Source organism: Methylosinus sp., assembly GCF_036560965.1.
Classification (GTDB): Bacteria; Pseudomonadota; Alphaproteobacteria; order Rhizobiales; family Beijerinckiaceae; genus Methylosinus.
The window spans coordinates 204,507-221,617 of sequence record NZ_DATBQF010000018.1; the positions used below are offsets into that span (position 1 = coordinate 204,507).

The window sequence follows — 17,111 nt, forward strand, 5'->3', positions numbered from 1 at the left end:
GATGACGGCGCTCATGCGCCGAGCGGACAATCGTCCAGACATTGGCGAAGCCCTCGAACACGCTCTCCCCGCGAATTCACATCGCCGGCGCGTCCGAGGGCGCCGACTCAGGTATTCATCGAATCGAAGAAGCTGGCGTTGCCCTTCGGCGTCTCGCGCAGCTTGCCGAGCAGGAACTCGATCGCATCGACCGTGCCCATCGGATTGAGGATGCGGCGCAGCACATACATCTTCTTGAGCACATCCGACGGCACCAGCAGCTCCTCCTTGCGGGTGCCGGAGCGGGTGATGTCGATTCCCGGGAAGACGCGCTTGTCGGAGACCTTGCGGTCGAGAATGATCTCCGAATTGCCCGTGCCCTTGAATTCTTCGAAGATCACCTCGTCCATGCGCGAGCCGGTGTCGATCAGCGCCGTGGCGATGATGGTCAGCGAGCCGCCCTCCTCGATATTGCGCGCGGCACCGAAGAAACGCTTGGGACGTTGCAGAGCATTGGCGTCGACGCCGCCGGTCAGCACCTTGCCGGAGGATGGGACCACAGTGTTGTAGGCGCGTCCGAGACGCGTGATCGAGTCGAGCAGGATCACCACATCGCGGTGATGCTCGACCAGCCGCTTGGCCTTCTCGATGACCATCTCCGCGACCTGCACATGGCGCACCGCCGGCTCGTCGAAGGTCGAGGACACCACCTCGCCCTTCACAGAGCGCTGCATGTCGGTCACTTCCTCCGGGCGCTCGTCGATGAGCAGCACGATCAGATAGCATTCCGGATGATTGGTCGTGATCGACTGCGCGATATTCTGCAGCAGCACCGTCTTGCCGGTGCGCGGCGGCGCGACGACCAGCGCGCGCTGCCCCTTGCCGATCGGCGCGACGAGATCGATGACGCGGGCGGAAAGATCCTTGCGCGTCGGATCGTCGATCTCGAGCTTCAGGCGCTCGTCTGGATAGAGCGGCGTCAGATTGTCGAAGGGGACCTTGTGGCGCACTTTCTCCGGGTCTTCGAAATTGATCGAATTGACCTTGAGCAGCGCGAAGTAGCGCTCGCCCTCCTTGGGGCTGCGGATCATGCCCTCGACGGTGTCGCCGGTGCGCAGGCCGAAACGCCGGATCTGCGAGGGCGACACATAGATGTCGTCCGGTCCGGCGAGATAATTGGCGTCCGGCGACCGCAGGAAGCCGAAGCCGTCCTGCAGCACCTCGACGACGCCTTCGCCGACGATCTCGACGTCGCGGCCGGCGAATTGCTTCAATATGGCGAAGAGCAGTTCCTGACGCCGCATCAGCGACGCGCCCTCGACCTCATGCTCCTCCGCGAAGGCGAGAAGCTCGGCGGCCGACTTGGACTTCAGGTCCTGAAGCTTGATTTCCCCCATTTGGGACAATCCTCGACGATATTCGGATGAAACTCGGGCTAGGGCGGGATGGGCAGAAGGGAAGCGGGGCCGATGCCCCGATGAGCCGGTCTGGGTCCGGCTGTCGCTTGAAACGACGATCTGCCTGAGGTGAGTGATAGAGCAATTAATCCCATTCGGGCGGAAACGCAAGCCTTCCGCCCGAAGCACGTGACGATCCGATGAAATTCGGGGAAAAAGCTCCGCCGTCAGAATGGCTTGACGATCACCAAAATGACGATGCCGATCATCAGCAGCGTCGGAACTTCATTGACGAATCGGAAGAATCGCGCCGGCTTGTGATTCTCGTCCCGCTCGAAAGCCTTCTGCGTGACGCCGAAATAGAAGTGGACGCCGGTCAGCAAGACGACGAGCGCTAATTTGGCGTGCAGCCATCCAGCGCCATGGAAGGAGCCGAAATAGATCAGCGCCAGACCCGCGAGCCAGGACACGATCATCGCCGGCGCCATGATGTAGAGCGCCAACCGGCGCTCCATCTTCTTGAACAGAGCGGACGGCGCGCCCTGCCCGACTTCCGTGTGATAGACGAAGAGCCGCGGCAGATACAGCAGCCCGGCCATCCAGGAGATCACCGCGATCACATGCAAAGCTTTGATCCAGAGATACATGATTCAATTTCCTGTTCTGCGAATACGCGCGACCAATTGCGAGACATGCTCTAGCGGCGTCTCCGGCAACACGCCATGACCCAGATTGAATATATGCGGACGTCCCGCAAAGCTCCGCAAGATGCTGTCGACTTCCCGATCGAGCGCCGCCCCGCCGGCGAGCAGAGCCAGCGGATCGAGATTTCCCTGCAACGCCGTTCCTTCGGGAATTTCCCTCACCGCCCAGCCGGGATCGATCGCCGTGTCGAGCCCCAGCGCGTCGGCGCCGAGCCGTTCGGCGAGATCCGGCAGATGGGTCGCGCCGCCGCGCACGAAAGCGATAATCGGAACGCCGGGCCGCGCGGCCTTCACCCTGCCGATGATCGTCGTCAGCGGCGCGACCACCCAGCGCTCGAATTCGAGCGGCGGCAGCACGCCCGCCCAGCTGTCGAACAGCTGAAGCGCTTCGACTCCGGCGTCGATCTGGCGAATGAGATAGGCGGTCGAAGCCTCGACCAATATGTCGATGAGCTTCGCGAAAGCCTCCGGCCGGCGAAACGCGAAGAGCCGCGCCGGCGCCTGATCCGGCGTGCCGCGGCCGGCGATCATATAGCTGGCCACTGTCCAAGGCGCCCCGCAGAAGCCGATGAAAGCCACTGATTTCGGCAGCGCGCCCTTGACGCGGTCGATGGTCTCGAAAACCGGCGTCAACTTGTCGATGGCGAAGCTCTCGGCCAACGCCGCGATATCCTCGTCGCTCTCGACCGGGACGAGCCGCGGGCCGGACCCCGCTTCGAACCAGACCTTCTGACCGAGCGCGTCCGGCACGACGAGAATATCGCTGAACAAGATCGCTGCGTCGAAGCCGAAACGCTCGATCGGCTGCAACGTGATCCGCGCCGCGGTCTGCGGATTGTAGCAAGTGTCGAGAAAGCTCCCGGCCTTGGCGCGAAGCTCCTGATATTCGGGGAGATAGCGGCCCGCCTGGCGCATCAGCCAGATCGGCGGGACGGCCTGTGCTTCGCCGTTTAGAACGGCGAGGAGCGGCTTACGATCACCCATTGCGCTTCGGCTCCGACAAGGTCAGGACATGAGGGAGAACGACGTCGGCGCTCGTCCCGGCATTGGAGCTAGCCCAAAACGACACAAAAGGAAAATTTAATCTTTAAGAGATTTTTTTGATTTTATTAGGCATTCATTAACGGAAGTTAATTTTCGTCAACCTTTTGTCCACACCTTACGGCGCCATGAACGCAGCTGTAGAGAGATTCCGGGGCAGCTTGTGGATAGGCTCGTAAATAAAATAATAACAATGATTTATAGACATGTTTCGACAGGGATGGCGTTTGACGGTCTGGACTCTCGCCTCCTCACGGTCAGGCTCCAGCTTTTCGTCACCCGCTTTAACGCCTGTTGATCACTCCGCCTGGTTATGCGCAGCTGTGCACATGGCTCCGTCCGGCGGCGCTATTTGTCCCCACTATGCCCACGACCGCGCTCGGCCCTGTGGGCAACGAAGCGAGGAGGTTTCGGTGTCGCTCGATCGCTCCCGCCCCTTCTGGCTCCATGCCCAGCCGCTGATTCTCGCCTCCAAGAGCGAAGGTCGTCGCCTGGCGCTCGCGCAGACCGGCGCGCCCTTTCTCGTCCATCCGGCCGAGATCGACGAGCGCGCGGTCGAGGCCGAGGTCCTCGCGGCCGGCGGGGACGCCGACGCCGTCGCGGCGCGACTGGCGCGGGACAAGGCGAGGACCGTCTCCTCGGCGCGGCCGGGCGCTCTGGTTCTCGGCGCCGATCAGGTCGCGAGCTGCGAGGGACGCCAATTCGGCAAGCCCGCGACCGTCGCCGACGCCGGCGCGCAATTGCGCTTTCTCTCGGGCCGCACCCATCGGCTGCATTCGGCGGCGGCGATCGCGCGCGATGGCGCTCTCCTTTTCGAGACCGTCGCTCATGCCGATCTGACCATGCGCGACGTCTCGGACGAATTTCTGGCCGGCTATCTCGATCATGTGGCCGAGGCGGCGACGACCAGCGCCGGCGCCTATCAGATCGAGGGCCTCGGCGTTCATCTCTTCGAGCGCATCGTCGGCGATCATTGGACCATCATCGGCCTGCCGCTGCTGCCGGTGCTGGCGGCGCTGCGGCGCGAAGGCGCGCTGCTCTCATGAGCGCCGATGCGGAGCGTCCTCTCGTCATCGGGCTCACCGGCTCGATCGGCATGGGCAAATCGACGACGGCGGATCTTTTTCGCGCCGAGGGCGTCCCCGTCTATGATTCCGATCGCGCCGTGCATGAGATTTATCGCGGCCCGGCCGCGGCGCGCATAGAAGAGATGTTTCCCGGAACCACCAGCGACGGCATCGTCGATCGCGCCCGCCTCGCCGCCCGCGTGCTCGGCGATCCGGAGGCTTTGCGCCGTCTCGAGGCGCTGGTGCATCCGCTCGTCGCCGCCGAGCGCGATGAATTTCTGGAAGCCTGTCGCCGCGCCGTCGAGCGCATCGTGGTCTTCGACATACCACTGCTCTTCGAGATCGGCGCCGAGAAGGATGTCGACGCCGTCGTCGTCGCGTCGGCCCCGGCGGAGATTCAGCGCGCGCGTGTGCTCGCGCGCCCCGGCATGACGGAGGAGAAATTCGCCGCCATCCTCGCCAAGCAGACGCCGGACGCCGAAAAACGCGCCGGCGCCGATTTCGTGGTGCATAGCGACCGCGGGCTGGATTCCGCTCGGCAGGAAGTTCGGTTAATTCTCGATGCGCTGAAGCGGCGAGCGACGTCGCGTTGATTTATGCGAAAGAGGCGAGCGATGCGTGAGATCGTCTTCGACACGGAGACGACCGGCTTGGATCCGACCAAGGGTCATCGCATCGTCGAGATCGGCGCGGTCGAGATTTCCAATCTCATTCCCACCGGCCGCACCTATCATTTCTATCTCGATCCGGAACGCGATATGCCGGAAGAGGCGTTTCGCGTGCATGGCCTCTCCTCGGCCTTTCTCACCGGCCAGAAGAAGTTCCGCGAGATCGCCGCGAGCTTTCTCGAATTCGTCGACGACGCCGATCTCGTCGCGCACAACGCCGAATTCGACATGCGCTTCGTCAATTTCGAGCTCGGCCTGCTGGGGATGGAGGCGATCGCCTCCGATCGCGTCGTCGACACTCTGACCATCGCCCGTCGCCGTCACCCCGGCGCCTCCAACACGTTGGACGCGCTCTGCCAGCGCTATGGCGTCGATCTCTCGCGGCGCGAAAAGCATGGCGCCTTGCTCGACGCCGGGCTTCTCGCCGAGGTCTATGCGGAGCTGATGGGCGGTCGCCAATCCGCTCTCATTCTGCAGGCCGATGCGGCGACGCTCGCCGAGGAGGCAGGCGGCGAATTTCTGCGCAGCCGTCCGCACAGGCTGGAGCCGCTGCTTACCGGGGCGGAACGAGCGGCGCATGAGGCCTTCGTCGCCACGCTCGGAAAAGCGCCCGTGTGGCTCGGCTATCTCGCGGAGCCAGAAGCGGCGGTCCGAGATTCCGAGAACCGAAGCGCCGAGGCGATGGAGAGGCGAGCCTGACGGCCCGCCCGTCTCGTCTCAATTGGCGTTGGCGGGGGTCTGCTGCGCCTGGGCCGCGCGCTGCTGATAGAGCGCGAAAAAGTCGATCGGATCGATATAGAGGGGCGGAAAGCCGCCGTTGCGCGTGGCGTCGGCGACGACTTGGCGCAAGAACGGAAACAGCAGGCGCGGGCATTCGATCATCACGATGGGATGAACTTGCTCGGCCGGAATGTTCAGCAGGCGGAACACGCCGCCGTAATCCACTTCGAGCTTGAACAGCACCTCGTCGTTCTCGGTGGCCGAGGCTTCCAGCGTCACCGAGACCTCGAAGTCGTCGGCCGACATCTGCTTGGCGTTCACATTGACCTGAATGCCGATCTCCGGCGGATTCTGGCGCGGCTGCAGCGAGCGCGGCGCATTCGGATTCTCGAAGGACAGGTCCTTCACATATTGCACGAGCACATTGAGCGATGGGGCGCCAGCCGGGCCGGAGCCGTTTCCATTCGTATCGGTCATCGTCGAACTCCCAGCCGATTTCGGCTCCCGACAGGCGCAACGGGATGGCGACGCCTGTCACGGCGCCCGCCTAACACGTCCCCTCGCGGGCGACAACGGGGTTTGACGTCAGTCCGATCAGACGACTTTGGCCGGAGGGGCGCGGCGCGCGCGCACGCGGCGTTTGGGACCCTCGTCGATGATCGCCTTCCATTCGCCGGGCGACAGATCGATCGTCGCCGGGCCGCGCCGCTGCGTCTTGCCGCGGATGCGGTCGGCGACTTGGGAGCGGATCGACGGCGACTTCAGCGCCAGGCCGACGAGATCGGAGGCGAAGCCCGGCAGGATGAGCAGCAGCGAGCCGACCGCCTCCAGCCCGCCGTCGAGCAGAGCGACGCCGGATTTCGTCTCCTCGCGCGGCTGGCCGATCCGGCCGCGCAGATAGAGGAAGAGCCGCTTGACGTCGGCGAGCCCCAGCAGAGTGGTGCCGACGCCGAGCGCGACGGCCGCAAGCACGCCGAGAAACTGCACGACGAGAACGAAAGCGATGATCTCGACGAAGAGCCAGCCCGTCAGCGCATAGGCGAGGAGTTTCGACTTGTTCACGTCGTTGCGCCCTCCATACCTTCCGTCCCGCCGTCCCGCCCGCCTTCGGCGTCTCACCCTCGGCAATGCGCTATCGCGCGCGTTCCCCGGGCGAGGGGTTGATTCGTGACATCTGGGACGCGACATGATACCGGACAATCCCTGCGACCGGGAGACGCCCTTTGTCGGGATCCGATTTCGACCCCACCATCTTCGTCTTTGCCGCTCTCGCGGCTTTCGTCGTCTGGAAATTGTGGTCGGTCCTCGGCGTGCGCGTCGATCGCGAAGGCCCGGCTTCCGATCGCGCGAGCCCCGCGCGGCGGCTCGGCCCGGCGCCTACGGCGCAAAGCCCCGCTTTCACCCAAGCGCCCGCTTCCGCCCCGCTCGCCGCCGATCGCTGGAAAGGCCTCGCCGAATCGGGAAGCGCCGGCTGGCGCGGACTCGACCAGATCGCCGCCGCCGATCGCGGCTTCTCCGCCCCGGCCTTCGTCGATGGCGCGAAGAAAGCCTATGAGATGATCGTGGAGGCTTTCGCCAAGGGCGATCGCGACACGCTGCGCAATCTCCTCTCGACTGAAGTGTTCGACAGTTTCTCCGGGGAGATATCCGCGCGCGAGCAACGCGGCGACGCCGCCGACGCCCATGTCGTCTCCATCGACTCGGCGACCGTGGAAGACGCCAAGGTCGAGCTCCGCAAGGCGCAGATCACCCTTCGTTTCGTCGTCAAGCTCCAATCCATCCGCCGCGATAGCGCCGGCGCCGTGATCGAGGGCGATCCAGAGCGGCCGCTCGAGATCGTCGACCTCTGGACTTTCGCGCGCGACGTTGCGGCGCGTGATCCGAATTGGAAGCTCGTAGCGACCGAAACGGTCCATTAGGCGGACCTTGCGTGAGCGCGTCCACCGATCTCGAGCCGGTCGGTTTCGACGCGATCGACGCCCTGTTTCAGGATGACCTCCAGGAGGCCTTCCGCGTCTTTCGGCGCTCGGCCGACGTCATCCTCTCCCCCGCATCGCCACTGCGGCCGGCGCGGCCGGCGGACGAGGCCTTGGCCAATGTCTGCCGCATCGCCTGCGCGATCGACGAGGCGAAGCTCTCTCGTGATGCGGCGCTGGATTTTTTCGCCGCGCATTTCCGGCCGTTTCGCCTGCGCGCGCCCGGATTCGTCACCGCTTATTACGAGCCCGTGATCGAGGCGCGGGATACGCCCGACGCCGCGTTCCGAACGCCGGTTCCGGCGCGCCCGGCCGATCTCGTCACCTTGAACGACGCGCCCATCCTCGGCGAGGCGGGCGAGACGCTCACCTCGGCGCGGCGTCGGCCGGATGGCGGCCTCGAGCCCTATCCGGATCGCCGCGCCCTGGAGGAAGGCCCGGCGGACATTCGGCCGGCGCCCATCGCTTTTCTGCGCGACAGGGTCGAGCTGTTTCTGATCCAGGTGCAAGGCTCGGCGCGGCTGCGCTTCGCCGATGGGCGCGAATTGCCGCTCACCTACGACGGCCGCAATGGCCGCCCCTACACATCGATCGGCCGTCTGCTGATCGAGCGCGGCCTCGTGCCGCCGAACGAAATGTCGCTCGAGCGGTTGAAGGCGGAAATTCGCGCGCTCGGCCAGCAGGACGGCGCGCCGGGCGCGCGGCTGATGCAGGAGAACCGCTCCTATGTGTTCTTCCGCGCCGATTCCTCGCCCGAGCGGCGCGATGGGCCGATCGGCGGCCAGGGCTGCGCGCTGACGCCGTTGCGCTCCATCGCCGTCGACCGCTCGCTGTGGAGCTATGGCCTGCCCTTCTGGATCGAGGGAACGCTGCCGTGGCGCAGCGCGACCGCGGAGCCGTTCGAGCGGCTGATGATCGCGCAGGACACCGGCTCGGCGATTTTGGGGCCGGCCCGCGCCGATCTTTTCTTCGGCGCCGGAGAGCGGGCCGGCGCGCTCGCCGGCCTCGTCCGCCATGGCGCCCGATTCACCGTGCTGCTGCCGCGTGGCGCGGAGCGTGGCGATGACTGAGCCGCCGCGCGAATCACGTCGCTCGCGTTTTCTGTCTCGCGAAGAGATCGAGCTCTGGAACAAGGTGACGGCGGATGTGCGGCCCGCGCGCGGACGGCGTCGGCGCGCGTCGGAGGAGCAGCCCGCCGAAAAAAGCCCCGAGCCGAAGAAAGGCTCGGCCGGGGCGGCTGCGCCGGCTCCGCCGCCGGCCGAGAAGAAATCGCGTCCCCGGCCTGCGGCGCCGCCGGCGGAGATCGATCACCGCACGCGCACGAAATTGCGTCGGGGCCGGCTCGAGGTGGACGCCAAGCTCGATCTGCACGGGCTGCGGCAGGCCGAGGCGCAGATGGCGCTCTATGATTTCCTGCGCCGCGCCCAGGCGGCCGGCGCGCGAATGGCGATCGTGGTGACCGGCAAGGGCGTTCGCAGCGAGGAGGGCGGGGTGCTGCGCCGGCTCGCCCCGCTTTGGCTGAGCGCGCCGGCGATGCGCGATCTCGTGGTCGGCTTCGGCGAGGCGGCGCATAATCATGGCGGCGAAGGCGCGCTCTATGTGCAGATCCGGCGTCCGCGCGGTGCGAAATAGGCGGGCGAGGGACGCCTATTCCGCGCGCGAGCCGATCAGACGGTCGCGCCTTCTTCCTCGATCTTGGCTTCCAGCAGCCGCTCCGGCCGCGTCAGAAAGGCGGCGGGAATATCGGCGTGGGCGTCCTCTGTCGGTCCGCGCACGGCCTCCGGCGGCGTCGCCCAGACGAAGGCGTCGAGCTTGCCGGTGACCGGCGAGGCCGGCGCCCAGCGCCTGGAGATGACGCCATCGGCGATCCAGGCGGGATCGCGCGGCGCGCGCGAGCCGCGGGCGAGCCATTCCCGCACCGGCCCGCTGGGGCCGTTCTCGGCGTCTTCCAGCTCGGCCATCAGCAGGCAGACCTGGGCGGTCGGCGTCTTGCCCTCGGCGACCAGCGGACCGAGCGCCTTGCGCGCCGCGGCGAAATCGCGCGCCGCCAGCGCCACGCGCGCGACCAGTATTCCCGATTCCGGCGTATGGGAGGCGGCGGCGACGAATTTCCTCACCCGCGCCAGACGCTCGGCGTTGGACTCGCTCGGCGCGGTCTCGAGAAACGCCTCGGCGATATCGGGGTGCGGCTGTTCGCCATAGGCTTTTTCCAGCAACTTCAGCGCCTTGGCGCTGTCGCCATGGCGGGCGAGCAGCCGCCCGATCAGCGCTATGGCCGGCACCAGATCGGGCGCGCGCTTGATCGCCTGGCGGGCGAGATGCAGCGCCTCGCTCGGTTGCTCCGCCTGCTTCTCCAGCGCCATCGCGGTCTCGACCACGGCGCGTAGACGCTGCGCGGTCGGCAGATCGATGGCCTTGGCCTTCAGATTGGCCTCGACGGCGATGCGCGCCTCCTCCCAATCGGCTTGCGCGCCATGATGCTCGAGCAACGCATGGCCGGCCCAGGGCAGCGGCGCGAGCTGATGCGCCTGATCGGCGAAATGATGCGCGGCTTCGTCGTCCTTGCGGCGCTTGGCCTCTATGTGCAGACCGCGCAGGCCGAGCAGCCGCGTCTCCGAGAGCTGCGTCATCTCGTGAAAGGCAGTCTCGGCGCCGACGCGATCACCCTCGAGCTGGGCGACCTGCGCGCGCAGCAGATAGGTCAGCGGCTCTTTTTCCAGATTTTTGACCGCTTCCTTGGCGGCGCGCTTGGCCTCGGCCAAATGGCCGGCGCCGGCCGCCACAATGCCGCGCGAGAGCGCCTGAAAGCCTCTTTCCCGACGCTTGGCGCGGGAGCCCTGCTTCATGCGGGCGGGGGCCTGGAAGAAATAGACGATGATCGCCCAGGCGACGATGATCGCCGCGACCGCCGCGATCAGCGCCCCCACGGCGACGATGAGCGTCGTCTCGATGTGATAGTCGCCCCAGTCGAGCGTGATCGAGCCGGGATGCTCGATCAGCCAATGGAGGCCGATCGACGAGGCGGCCAGCGCCGCGATGAAAAAGAGCAGCAGAATCATGGGTCGTAGATCCTCGCCTCGGCTCTAAGCACGTCTGCTTAGATTTTGTTTCAGCTGGATGATCGCCGGAAAACCGTCGCCGTTCTTCCGAAGCTCCGCTCAATTCTTGGTTTTTGCGAGCGCGTCCAGCGCGCTCGAGAGAAGGGACGCCGCCGCTTTCTCGGCGTCGACGCGGCGTCGAGCAGCCTCTTCCCAATCATGCGCGACGGCTTTGGCGTCGTCGGGAAGCTCCGCGAATGCGGCGAGCGCCGCTTCGATCTCGCCGCGATCGAGCGCCGCCTCCAATTTGGCGGCGATGTCGCCGATCGACGCCTTCTCTTTTTCGGTGGCGGTGCGCACCTTCACCAGCTTGGAGGCGCTTTGCAGCAGCCGATCGGCCAGCGGCGCGTCGGGTTTCAGCTCCGCGGAGGCCTCGAGCTTGCGAATCAGCGGATGGAAGGAGGCGCGCAGCGCGCGCGCGTCGGGCGCGCCCTTCTCGGCCGAAGGGGCGAGCGCGGCCAGCGCGTCGGCGTCGGCGCCATGGGCCGACAGCACGGCGTATTCGGATGGAAAGGGCGTTCCGCGATCCAGCGCCCGCTGCAACGAATGCGCGACCACCACGATCGTCGCCGGATTGGGGCCCTTGGGAGCCTCCTCCGCCGCGGGCGCGACGATTTGGGGAGCCGGAGCCGGAGCCGGCTCGGCCTCGCGCGCGACGCGGCTCTCGTTCTTGGAAGTCTCGAGCTTCTCGCGCAGCTCGTCGAGCCGATCGGAGAGCCAGTCGATGCGGCCCTCGAGACCGGCGACATTATCCTCGACGTCCCGCAACTTCGAGTTGTCTTGGATCTTCGAGCTGTCTTGGACTTTCGAGTCGGGCAGTTTCGGCTCCGCACGCGCGGCTTCGCCGCTGGCGCGAGTCTGCTCGGCGAGCGCTTGTTCGGCAAGAGTCTGCGCCGAGCGCGCGATTCGCTCCAATTCATCGACGCGCCGCGCCAGCGCCTCGGTCTGCTCGCTGGACAGCGCCGCGACGGGTTTCGTCTCCGCTACCGGTTTGGCGGGCTCGGGAGACGCGACCGGCTCAGGCGCGGGAATCGGCGGCGGAATCGGCGCAGGCGACGACCAGGTGACCCGGTCGTCCGCGCGCGGCGGGGCGGGTTCCGCCGGCTTCGCCTCGACGGGGGCGGGCTTCGGAGCGGGCGTCGCGCCGATCTCGACCGGCGCGGGGGTTTTCGCGATTTCGGCGGGTTTCGCCGGCTTGCCGGTCCATTTCACGACGTTTTCGCGCAGCGCCGAGACGAGCTTCTCCGGCCGTGCGAAAACCTCGTCCACCACAGTGGCGAAAGCGGCGAGCTTCTCGTGCTTGTCGCGGAATCGATAGGCGCCGATCGCCCCCGCTGTCGCGAGCAGGCCGAGCGTCGCCGCGAAAAGGGTGAAGCGATGCCAATTCTTGCGGCGCGGCTCGGGCGCAGGCGCGGCCTCGCTCACGGGCGCCGAATTTGCTTGCGGCTCAGCGTGCTCGGCCTCGACCGGACGATCGACGCTCGTCGTCGTCCAGACGTCTCCGGCCGGTGTTTCCGACGCCTCGTGGCTGTCCGCTGCGGGGTCTTTGTCGTGCTGCGCCATGTGTTCGGGGCTCCTCGCCGCAGCCCCTTATAGACGAGGCGGCCATTCCGCGAAACAGCCGCCGTTTCGTTCCAGCTTCGGCGCTCCGGGAATTTCCTCCTCGAAGCGCCGCTCGTCAGCTCGCGGCGCCGGCCAGCGCCAGCGTGCGGCGCGCGCCGTCGAGATGCAGCCGCTCGACCATGCGGCCGTCGATCTGCGCGACGCCGATCGCCGCATTCTCCGGCGCGTCGAACAGCTCGACGATTTTGCGCGCGAATGCGATCTCGGCCGGGGAGGGCGCGAAGACCTCGTTGACGGTCGCGATCTGCCCCGGATGAATCAGCATCTTGCCGTCCATGCCGAGATCGCGGCCCTGCTCGGCCTCCCGTCGCAATCCTTCGAGATCGTTGAAATCATTGTAGATACCGTCAATGATATCGACATTGTGCAGACGCGCGGCGAGCACCGCCGAGGAGAGCCAGGAAACGAGCGCCGGCCGGCCCGGCGTCAGCCTTGCGCGCGTCGATTTGGCGATGTCGTTCGGCCCCAGCATCATGGCGGAGAGCGGGGCCTCCGGCGCGGCGCTGGCGATCTTCTCGATGTCGAACAGCGCGCGCGGCGTCTCGATCATCGCCCAGAGCGTGGTGTGGGCGGGCGCGCCGGCGGCCTTCATATCGCGCGCGGCGCGCAAGATGTCGTCGCGGCTATCGGCCTTGGGGACGACGATGGCGTCCGGCCCCGCCGCCGCGACGGCCGCCATATCGGCCGCGTACCAGGGCGAATCGAGGACGTTCACGCGCACGATGATCTCGCGGGAGCCATAGCCGCCGCCTTTCACCGCGGCGACGACCTGCTCGCGCGCCATCTCCTTGGCGGCCTCGGCGACCCCGTCCTCGAGCTCGAACATCAGAACGTCGGCTGCGAGCGTCTTGCCCTTTTCCAGCGCTCTGGCGTTGGAGCCCGGCATGGCCAGCACGCTGCGTCGCGGTCGCGAAATCATGGCTCTCTTTTTCTCCCCTTGCCTCGTCGGTCGCGCTCCACAATAAAGGAGCCGCCGCCGGCGCGCCATCGCCGGCCGTCACGAGGAGCCAATATGACCGATGCCGGCCCGATCGATCAGCCCGGCGATGTTCTCCCCGCCCATCTCGCGAAAGGCTACGAGACCTTTCTCTCGGGGCGGTTTCGCGGCGAGCAGCAGCGTTTCCACGAGCTCGCGGCGGATGGCCAGAAGCCGCGGACGATGGTCATCGGCTGCTGCGATTCGCGCGTCGCGCCGGAGGCGATCTTCGACGCCGGACCGGGCGAGCTGTTCGTCATTCGCAATGTCGGCAATCTCGTCCCGCCCTATGCGCCGAACAATGATTATCACGGCACCTCCGCCGCGCTCGAATATGCGGTGATGGCGCTGAAGGTGAATCATCTCGTGATCCTCGGCCACGCCCAATGCGGCGGCGTGCGCGCCTATGCGGAGAGCCAGGCGGACCCCTATACGCGGCCGCTCTCGGCCGGCGATTTCATCGGTAGCTGGATCAAGCTGCTCGCCCCGGCGGCCGAGCGCGCCGGCGCCATTCCCGATCCGATGACGCCGGATTATGTCGAGCGGCTCGCCTTCGAATCGATCAAGCAGGGCATCGTCAATCTGCGCAGCTTTCCCTGGATCGCGACGTTGGAGCAGCGCCATTACCTTTCGCTGCACGGCGCCTATTTCGGCGTGATGGACGGCAGGCTGCTGGCGCTCGACGAGGCCTCCGGCGAATTCTCGCAGGTCGCGCCGCAGGCCCATGCCGCCGCCTTCGCCCAGGCGCGGTTCTGATATGGCGATCCCGCAGATTTCCGGCCTGTCGCAGCTCGCCGATCGCTATGACGCGATCCTCTGCGACGTCTGGGGCGTGCTCATCGACGGGCGCTCGCATTTTCCCGTGGCGGCCGCCGCGTTGGAGACATTCCGCGCCCGGGGCGGCAAGGTGGCGCTGGTCACCAACGCCTCGCGGCCGAGCGAGGAGGTCGGCCGCCAGCTCGACGGCCTCGGCCTGCCGCGCGCGGCCTATGACGATCTCGTCAGCGCCGGCCAATTGACGCTCGATCAGATGGTCGGGCGAGCGGGTCAGGCCTGTCACCATCTCGGGCCGCCGCGCGACAATGGGCTGCTCGAGGCCGCGGACCGCCTGCTCGGCGGAAAATTCCGCCGCGTTCCGCTCGCCGACGCCGATTATGTCGTCTGCACTGGGCTGATCGACGAAACGCGCGAGACGCCCGACGATTATGCAGGCACGCTGGAAATTATGCGCGAGCGTGGCCTTCCCATGCTCTGCGCCAATCCGGACATCGTCGTCGGCATAGGCGGCGAGCTGGTCTATTGCGCCGGCGCTCTCGCCGAGCGCTACGCCGCGCTGGGCGGCGAGGTGGCGATGGGCGGCAAGCCTTATCCGCCGATCTACGCCGCCGCTCTCGGCCGCATCGCCGCTCTCACGGGCGCGCCGCCGCCGGCCGGCCGCGTTCTGGCCATCGGCGACGGCGTGGCCACGGATTTGCTCGGGGCTGCCCGGGCCGGCCTCGACTCGCTGTTTTTGACCGAGGGCGTGCATCGCGACGAGCTCTATCCGCCGCCGGAACGCCGGCTGGACGCCGCCGCAATGGGCGCGCTTCTGGCGGGCGCGGGCGTCAAACCGGTTGCATTTGCGCCGTTTCTGGTGTGGTAGATGGGGAAACGGCCCAGCGGACTCTGCCGCCTGGGCAACTTAGAGGCCGGTGACCCGATCCATGTCGACGCCCTTCAAGACCTATTATTTCGAAGACCTCGCCATCGGAATGCGCGAGACCTTGATGAAGGCCGTCATGGACGACGACGTCATCGCCTTCGCCGATCTCTCCGGCGACCGCAATCCGATCCATCTGTCCGACCATTTCGCCAGCAAGACGCGCTTCGGCGAGCGTATCGTCCACGGACTCTACACGGCGTCGCTGATCTCGACCGTGATCGGCATGTATCTGCCGGGTCCGGGCGCGGTCTATCTGTCGCAGACGCTGAATTTCCGCGCCCCGGTCAAGATCGGCGACGTGATTCATGTCGTCGTCGAGATCGTCGAGCTGATCGAGAAGGGCCGCCGCGCCCGCCTGCATTGCGAATGCCTCGTCGACGGCAAGGTGGTGCTGGACGGCGAGGCCTGGGTCATGGTGCCCAGCCGCGAGCAGGCGACCCGCGCCGCGCAAATGGCCAAGCCCGCCGCCTCGGCCTGAGACGTCCCGCCCGCCGGCGCCGATAGCGCGAGCACAGCCGAGGGCGCGCTCATCTGCTCGGGGCTTACGCAATCGCGACACGGGCCGGCCCCTCCGGCGCCGAACAAGCGCCCTTTTTCGCCGTCACGCTCACGCAAGAAAAACGCCTTCGCTGTCCGCAGGATAGAAGGCGAGACGCGGCGTGGGTCGGGCATGGCTCCTCCCACGCAGGCCCATAGAGGCGAAACGCATGGCGATCCGCTCCCAACGACAGGAGGCCGGCCGCCGATTCCCGTGGCGGCGGGCGAGGAGACAAAGGGCATGAGCGTGAGAGTCTCGTTGCTCGGAGCCGCGCTCGGCGTCGGCCTCGCCACGACGGCGGGCGCGGGCGATCTCGGCTATCCGGCTTCCGCGCTCGGCGAGTTTTCGGCCAAGCCGCGAACCTCTTTCGACAATGCGCCGCCGATCGCCGCGCCGCCCCTCGCCATGCCGCTGGCCGCCGAGCAGACCGCGGCTCCCGCCCCTGCTCCCGCTCCTGCTGCTCCCGCTCCTGCTCCCGCTGCTCCGGCGCCCGCGGCGCCCGCCTCGCCCACGCTGGTCGAGGCGGAAGCGGTCGAGCCGCCGTCTTCCGAGCCGGAGTCCACGTCGTCGACGGGGCTCGACGAATATGAGGCGCGCTGCTTCGTGAAGCTCGAGGGCCGCGTGGTGATCGCCAAGCCTTGCCGCATTCTGCGCGCCAAGGACAAGGAGGTGATCTTCGAGATCGACGAAGGGCCGCTGACGATCAAGCTGCGCCAGGGCCGGGTGTGGACCGCGCGGCTCAAGGATCGCGATCTCGGCGCCGTCTACAAGACCGGCTCCTGCTGGGGCGCGAAAGGCTTCTACGCCTGCGACCGGGGGCGGATCTAGTGTGCGAACGACAATAAGGTGGAGGGTTTCGAGCGTGCCTCGTCGCCTTTGTGCCCGCGTTCCTTCCGAGGCTGCCGGCTTGAATGTAGGTGTGCGGCTACGAGAACGTATGTGAAACATTGTTTCATGAGTTCGCACACAAAAAAAGTATGCCCATAAATCACGTACCAGGGCAGCTAGAGGCGTGTTTATGACCCGCACGCTACCCACAACGCTGCGGACAAAAAAACTCACCAGCGAGCGCCTGCGGCGTCGCTATTGACTCATCTGTTTCGATTTGAGATAAGAGGTGCGGAAGGTCGTAGACCTTCTGACGCGAGAAAGCCGAGGCTCCTACACCTCGGCTCCCACGTCTCTACCGCGACAGCCCTGTGAAGCTTGGCGGCAAGCTCGACAACACCGTGCATTCTATGCACGCGCGCGCGCATGTCAAGTCTCTCAGGATCCATATAAAGGACTCTTGATATGACAAGAAGACGCGTTCCCTGCCATAAACTCACATTCGAAGAGGCAGTTCAGATTCAAATCCGAATCATGAACGGTGAGTTCTACTCGCGCATCATTCAAGATTATGATGTGAATCAGGGTCGAGTTTCTGAGGTGAAAACCGGGAAGCTGCACCCTGGCAGCTATGAAGAAGCGGTGCGGCGCCGGTCGGCCGCCGCGTGATCGAGCTAGGGACCGTGACGGGGCTGATTAGCCCCGTCATAGCGCCAGCCGCCGCGCGCAAGCACCCCCCTTTGACGACCTTTGAGTGTGGCGTCGAGGACAGAAACCTTGCCAAGCCGACCGTT

Annotated in this window: 19 protein-coding genes; 11 read left to right on the plus strand and 8 right to left on the minus strand. The window is 66.3% G+C overall.

Features of this window, described 5'->3' with window-relative positions:
• Nucleotides 1-107 precede the first annotated feature (107 nt).
• From rho to hemE, 3 genes are all read right to left on the minus strand, one after another.
• On the minus strand, nucleotides 108-1,376 hold the full coding sequence (rho, locus tag VIF40_RS05045) for a transcription termination factor Rho (protein ID WP_331936430.1): 1,269 nt from the start codon (nucleotides 1,374-1,376) through the stop codon (nucleotides 108-110).
• A 227-nt stretch (nucleotides 1,377-1,603) separates the two neighbouring features.
• The gene (gene hemJ / locus VIF40_RS05050; RefSeq protein ID WP_331936431.1) at nucleotides 1,604-2,023 is read right to left on the minus strand and encodes a protoporphyrinogen oxidase HemJ; all 420 of its coding nucleotides are present in this window, start codon (nucleotides 2,021-2,023) and stop codon (nucleotides 1,604-1,606) included.
• A 3-nt stretch (nucleotides 2,024-2,026) separates the two neighbouring features.
• The gene (gene hemE / locus VIF40_RS05055) at nucleotides 2,027-3,064 is read right to left on the minus strand and encodes a uroporphyrinogen decarboxylase (protein WP_331936432.1); all 1,038 of its coding nucleotides are present in this window, start codon (nucleotides 3,062-3,064) and stop codon (nucleotides 2,027-2,029) included.
• Between the two features lie 470 nt (nucleotides 3,065-3,534).
• On the opposite strand from hemE, the gene VIF40_RS05060 reads away from it, so the two are divergent.
• From VIF40_RS05060 to dnaQ, 3 genes are read left to right on the plus strand one after another with little or no spacing between them, the layout of a single operon-like run.
• The gene (locus VIF40_RS05060; protein WP_331936433.1) at nucleotides 3,535-4,167 is read left to right on the plus strand and encodes a Maf family protein; all 633 of its coding nucleotides are present in this window, start codon (nucleotides 3,535-3,537) and stop codon (nucleotides 4,165-4,167) included.
• On the plus strand, nucleotides 4,164-4,781 hold the full coding sequence (gene coaE, locus VIF40_RS05065; RefSeq protein ID WP_331936434.1) for a dephospho-CoA kinase: 618 nt from the start codon (nucleotides 4,164-4,166) through the stop codon (nucleotides 4,779-4,781). Before VIF40_RS05060 ends, coaE begins: the two co-directional genes overlap by 4 nt.
• Before the next feature lie 21 nt (nucleotides 4,782-4,802).
• Nucleotides 4,803-5,555, plus strand: a complete 753-nt coding sequence (gene dnaQ, locus VIF40_RS05070) for a DNA polymerase III subunit epsilon (protein ID WP_331936435.1) — start codon at nucleotides 4,803-4,805, stop codon at nucleotides 5,553-5,555.
• 18 nt (nucleotides 5,556-5,573) lie between these two features.
• Here the strand turns inward: dnaQ and secB are convergent, their stop codons facing one another.
• Nucleotides 5,574-6,053 carry a protein-export chaperone SecB gene (gene secB, locus VIF40_RS05075; protein WP_331936436.1) on the minus strand — a complete coding sequence of 160 codons (480 nt, stop codon included), beginning with the start codon at nucleotides 6,051-6,053 and terminating at the stop codon, nucleotides 5,574-5,576.
• Between the two features lie 117 nt (nucleotides 6,054-6,170).
• Complete coding sequence (locus VIF40_RS05080; RefSeq protein WP_331936437.1) at nucleotides 6,171-6,638, minus strand: FxsA family protein; 468 nt, start codon at nucleotides 6,636-6,638, stop codon at nucleotides 6,171-6,173.
• A 161-nt stretch (nucleotides 6,639-6,799) separates the two neighbouring features.
• On the opposite strand from VIF40_RS05080, the gene VIF40_RS05085 reads away from it, so the two are divergent.
• The 3 genes from VIF40_RS05085 to VIF40_RS05095 are packed head-to-tail and all read left to right on the plus strand — an operon-like array spanning nucleotide 6,800 to nucleotide 9,184.
• A complete protein-coding gene (locus tag VIF40_RS05085) occupies nucleotides 6,800-7,495 on the plus strand; it encodes a Tim44/TimA family putative adaptor protein (protein WP_331936438.1) in 696 nt (231 codons plus the stop codon).
• Between the two features lie 11 nt (nucleotides 7,496-7,506).
• On the plus strand, nucleotides 7,507-8,622 hold the full coding sequence (locus tag VIF40_RS05090; protein ID WP_331936439.1) for a murein transglycosylase A: 1,116 nt from the start codon (nucleotides 7,507-7,509) through the stop codon (nucleotides 8,620-8,622).
• Nucleotides 8,615-9,184 carry a Smr/MutS family protein gene (locus VIF40_RS05095; protein ID WP_331936440.1) on the plus strand — a complete coding sequence of 190 codons (570 nt, stop codon included), beginning with the start codon at nucleotides 8,615-8,617 and terminating at the stop codon, nucleotides 9,182-9,184. The genes VIF40_RS05090 and VIF40_RS05095 overlap by 8 nt, the downstream gene beginning before the upstream one ends.
• Before the next feature lie 35 nt (nucleotides 9,185-9,219).
• Here VIF40_RS05095 and VIF40_RS05100 read toward each other — a convergent pair whose 3' ends face one another.
• The 3 genes from VIF40_RS05100 to VIF40_RS05110 form a co-directional block, all read right to left on the minus strand.
• Nucleotides 9,220-10,611 carry a heme biosynthesis protein HemY gene (locus VIF40_RS05100; protein ID WP_331936441.1) on the minus strand — a complete coding sequence of 464 codons (1,392 nt, stop codon included), beginning with the start codon at nucleotides 10,609-10,611 and terminating at the stop codon, nucleotides 9,220-9,222.
• Nucleotides 10,612-10,710: 99 nt separating this feature from the next.
• On the minus strand, nucleotides 10,711-12,213 hold the full coding sequence (locus tag VIF40_RS05105; protein ID WP_331936442.1) for a hypothetical protein: 1,503 nt from the start codon (nucleotides 12,211-12,213) through the stop codon (nucleotides 10,711-10,713).
• A gap of 115 nt (nucleotides 12,214-12,328) precedes the next feature.
• Entirely contained in the window at nucleotides 12,329-13,192 is an 864-nt protein-coding gene (locus tag VIF40_RS05110) for a CoA ester lyase (protein ID WP_331936443.1), read from the minus strand.
• Nucleotides 13,193-13,285: 93 nt separating this feature from the next.
• Here VIF40_RS05110 and VIF40_RS05115 point away from each other — a divergent pair, with 93 nt between their 5' ends.
• The 5 genes from VIF40_RS05115 (at nucleotide 13,286) to VIF40_RS05135 (ending at nucleotide 16,986) form a co-directional block, all read left to right on the plus strand.
• Nucleotides 13,286-14,005, plus strand: a complete 720-nt coding sequence (locus VIF40_RS05115) for a carbonic anhydrase (protein WP_331936444.1) — start codon at nucleotides 13,286-13,288, stop codon at nucleotides 14,003-14,005.
• Between the two features lies 1 nt (nucleotide 14,006).
• Nucleotides 14,007-14,891 carry a TIGR01459 family HAD-type hydrolase gene (locus VIF40_RS05120; RefSeq protein WP_331936445.1) on the plus strand — a complete coding sequence of 295 codons (885 nt, stop codon included), beginning with the start codon at nucleotides 14,007-14,009 and terminating at the stop codon, nucleotides 14,889-14,891.
• A gap of 61 nt (nucleotides 14,892-14,952) precedes the next feature.
• The gene (locus tag VIF40_RS05125) at nucleotides 14,953-15,429 is read left to right on the plus strand and encodes a MaoC family dehydratase (protein WP_331936580.1); all 477 of its coding nucleotides are present in this window, start codon (nucleotides 14,953-14,955) and stop codon (nucleotides 15,427-15,429) included.
• A 300-nt stretch (nucleotides 15,430-15,729) separates the two neighbouring features.
• Nucleotides 15,730-16,317 carry a hypothetical protein gene (locus VIF40_RS05130; protein WP_331936446.1) on the plus strand — a complete coding sequence of 196 codons (588 nt, stop codon included), beginning with the start codon at nucleotides 15,730-15,732 and terminating at the stop codon, nucleotides 16,315-16,317.
• A 534-nt stretch (nucleotides 16,318-16,851) separates the two neighbouring features.
• The gene (locus VIF40_RS05135) at nucleotides 16,852-16,986 is read left to right on the plus strand and encodes a hypothetical protein (protein ID WP_331936447.1); all 135 of its coding nucleotides are present in this window, start codon (nucleotides 16,852-16,854) and stop codon (nucleotides 16,984-16,986) included.
• The last annotated feature ends 125 nt before the right edge of the window (nucleotides 16,987-17,111 follow it).

Bases quoted from the DNA above. Each gene is read 5' to 3' on its own strand.
- hemE (WP_331936432.1), bottom strand. From the start codon at position 3,064: ATGGGTGATCGTAAGCCGCTCCTCGCCGTTCTAAACGGCGAAGCACAG.
- hemJ (WP_331936431.1), bottom strand. From the start codon at position 2,023: ATGTATCTCTGGATCAAAGCTTTGCATGTGATCGCGGTGATCTCCTGG.
- VIF40_RS05135 (WP_331936447.1), top strand. From the start codon at position 16,852: ATGAACGGTGAGTTCTACTCGCGCATCATTCAAGATTATGATGTGAAT.
- VIF40_RS05115 (WP_331936444.1), top strand. From the start codon at position 13,286: ATGACCGATGCCGGCCCGATCGATCAGCCCGGCGATGTTCTCCCCGCC.
- secB (WP_331936436.1), bottom strand. From the start codon at position 6,053: ATGACCGATACGAATGGAAACGGCTCCGGCCCGGCTGGCGCCCCATCG.
- VIF40_RS05130 (WP_331936446.1), top strand. From the start codon at position 15,730: ATGAGCGTGAGAGTCTCGTTGCTCGGAGCCGCGCTCGGCGTCGGCCTC.
- VIF40_RS05125 (WP_331936580.1), top strand. From the start codon at position 14,953: ATGTCGACGCCCTTCAAGACCTATTATTTCGAAGACCTCGCCATCGGA.
- VIF40_RS05100 (WP_331936441.1), bottom strand. From the start codon at position 10,611: ATGATTCTGCTGCTCTTTTTCATCGCGGCGCTGGCCGCCTCGTCGATC.
- dnaQ (WP_331936435.1), top strand. From the start codon at position 4,803: ATGCGTGAGATCGTCTTCGACACGGAGACGACCGGCTTGGATCCGACC.
- VIF40_RS05120 (WP_331936445.1), top strand. From the start codon at position 14,007: ATGGCGATCCCGCAGATTTCCGGCCTGTCGCAGCTCGCCGATCGCTAT.
- coaE (WP_331936434.1), top strand. From the start codon at position 4,164: ATGAGCGCCGATGCGGAGCGTCCTCTCGTCATCGGGCTCACCGGCTCG.
- VIF40_RS05110 (WP_331936443.1), bottom strand. From the start codon at position 13,192: ATGATTTCGCGACCGCGACGCAGCGTGCTGGCCATGCCGGGCTCCAAC.
- VIF40_RS05095 (WP_331936440.1), top strand. From the start codon at position 8,615: ATGACTGAGCCGCCGCGCGAATCACGTCGCTCGCGTTTTCTGTCTCGC.
- rho (WP_331936430.1), bottom strand. From the start codon at position 1,376: ATGGGGGAAATCAAGCTTCAGGACCTGAAGTCCAAGTCGGCCGCCGAG.
- VIF40_RS05105 (WP_331936442.1), bottom strand. From the start codon at position 12,213: ATGGCGCAGCACGACAAAGACCCCGCAGCGGACAGCCACGAGGCGTCG.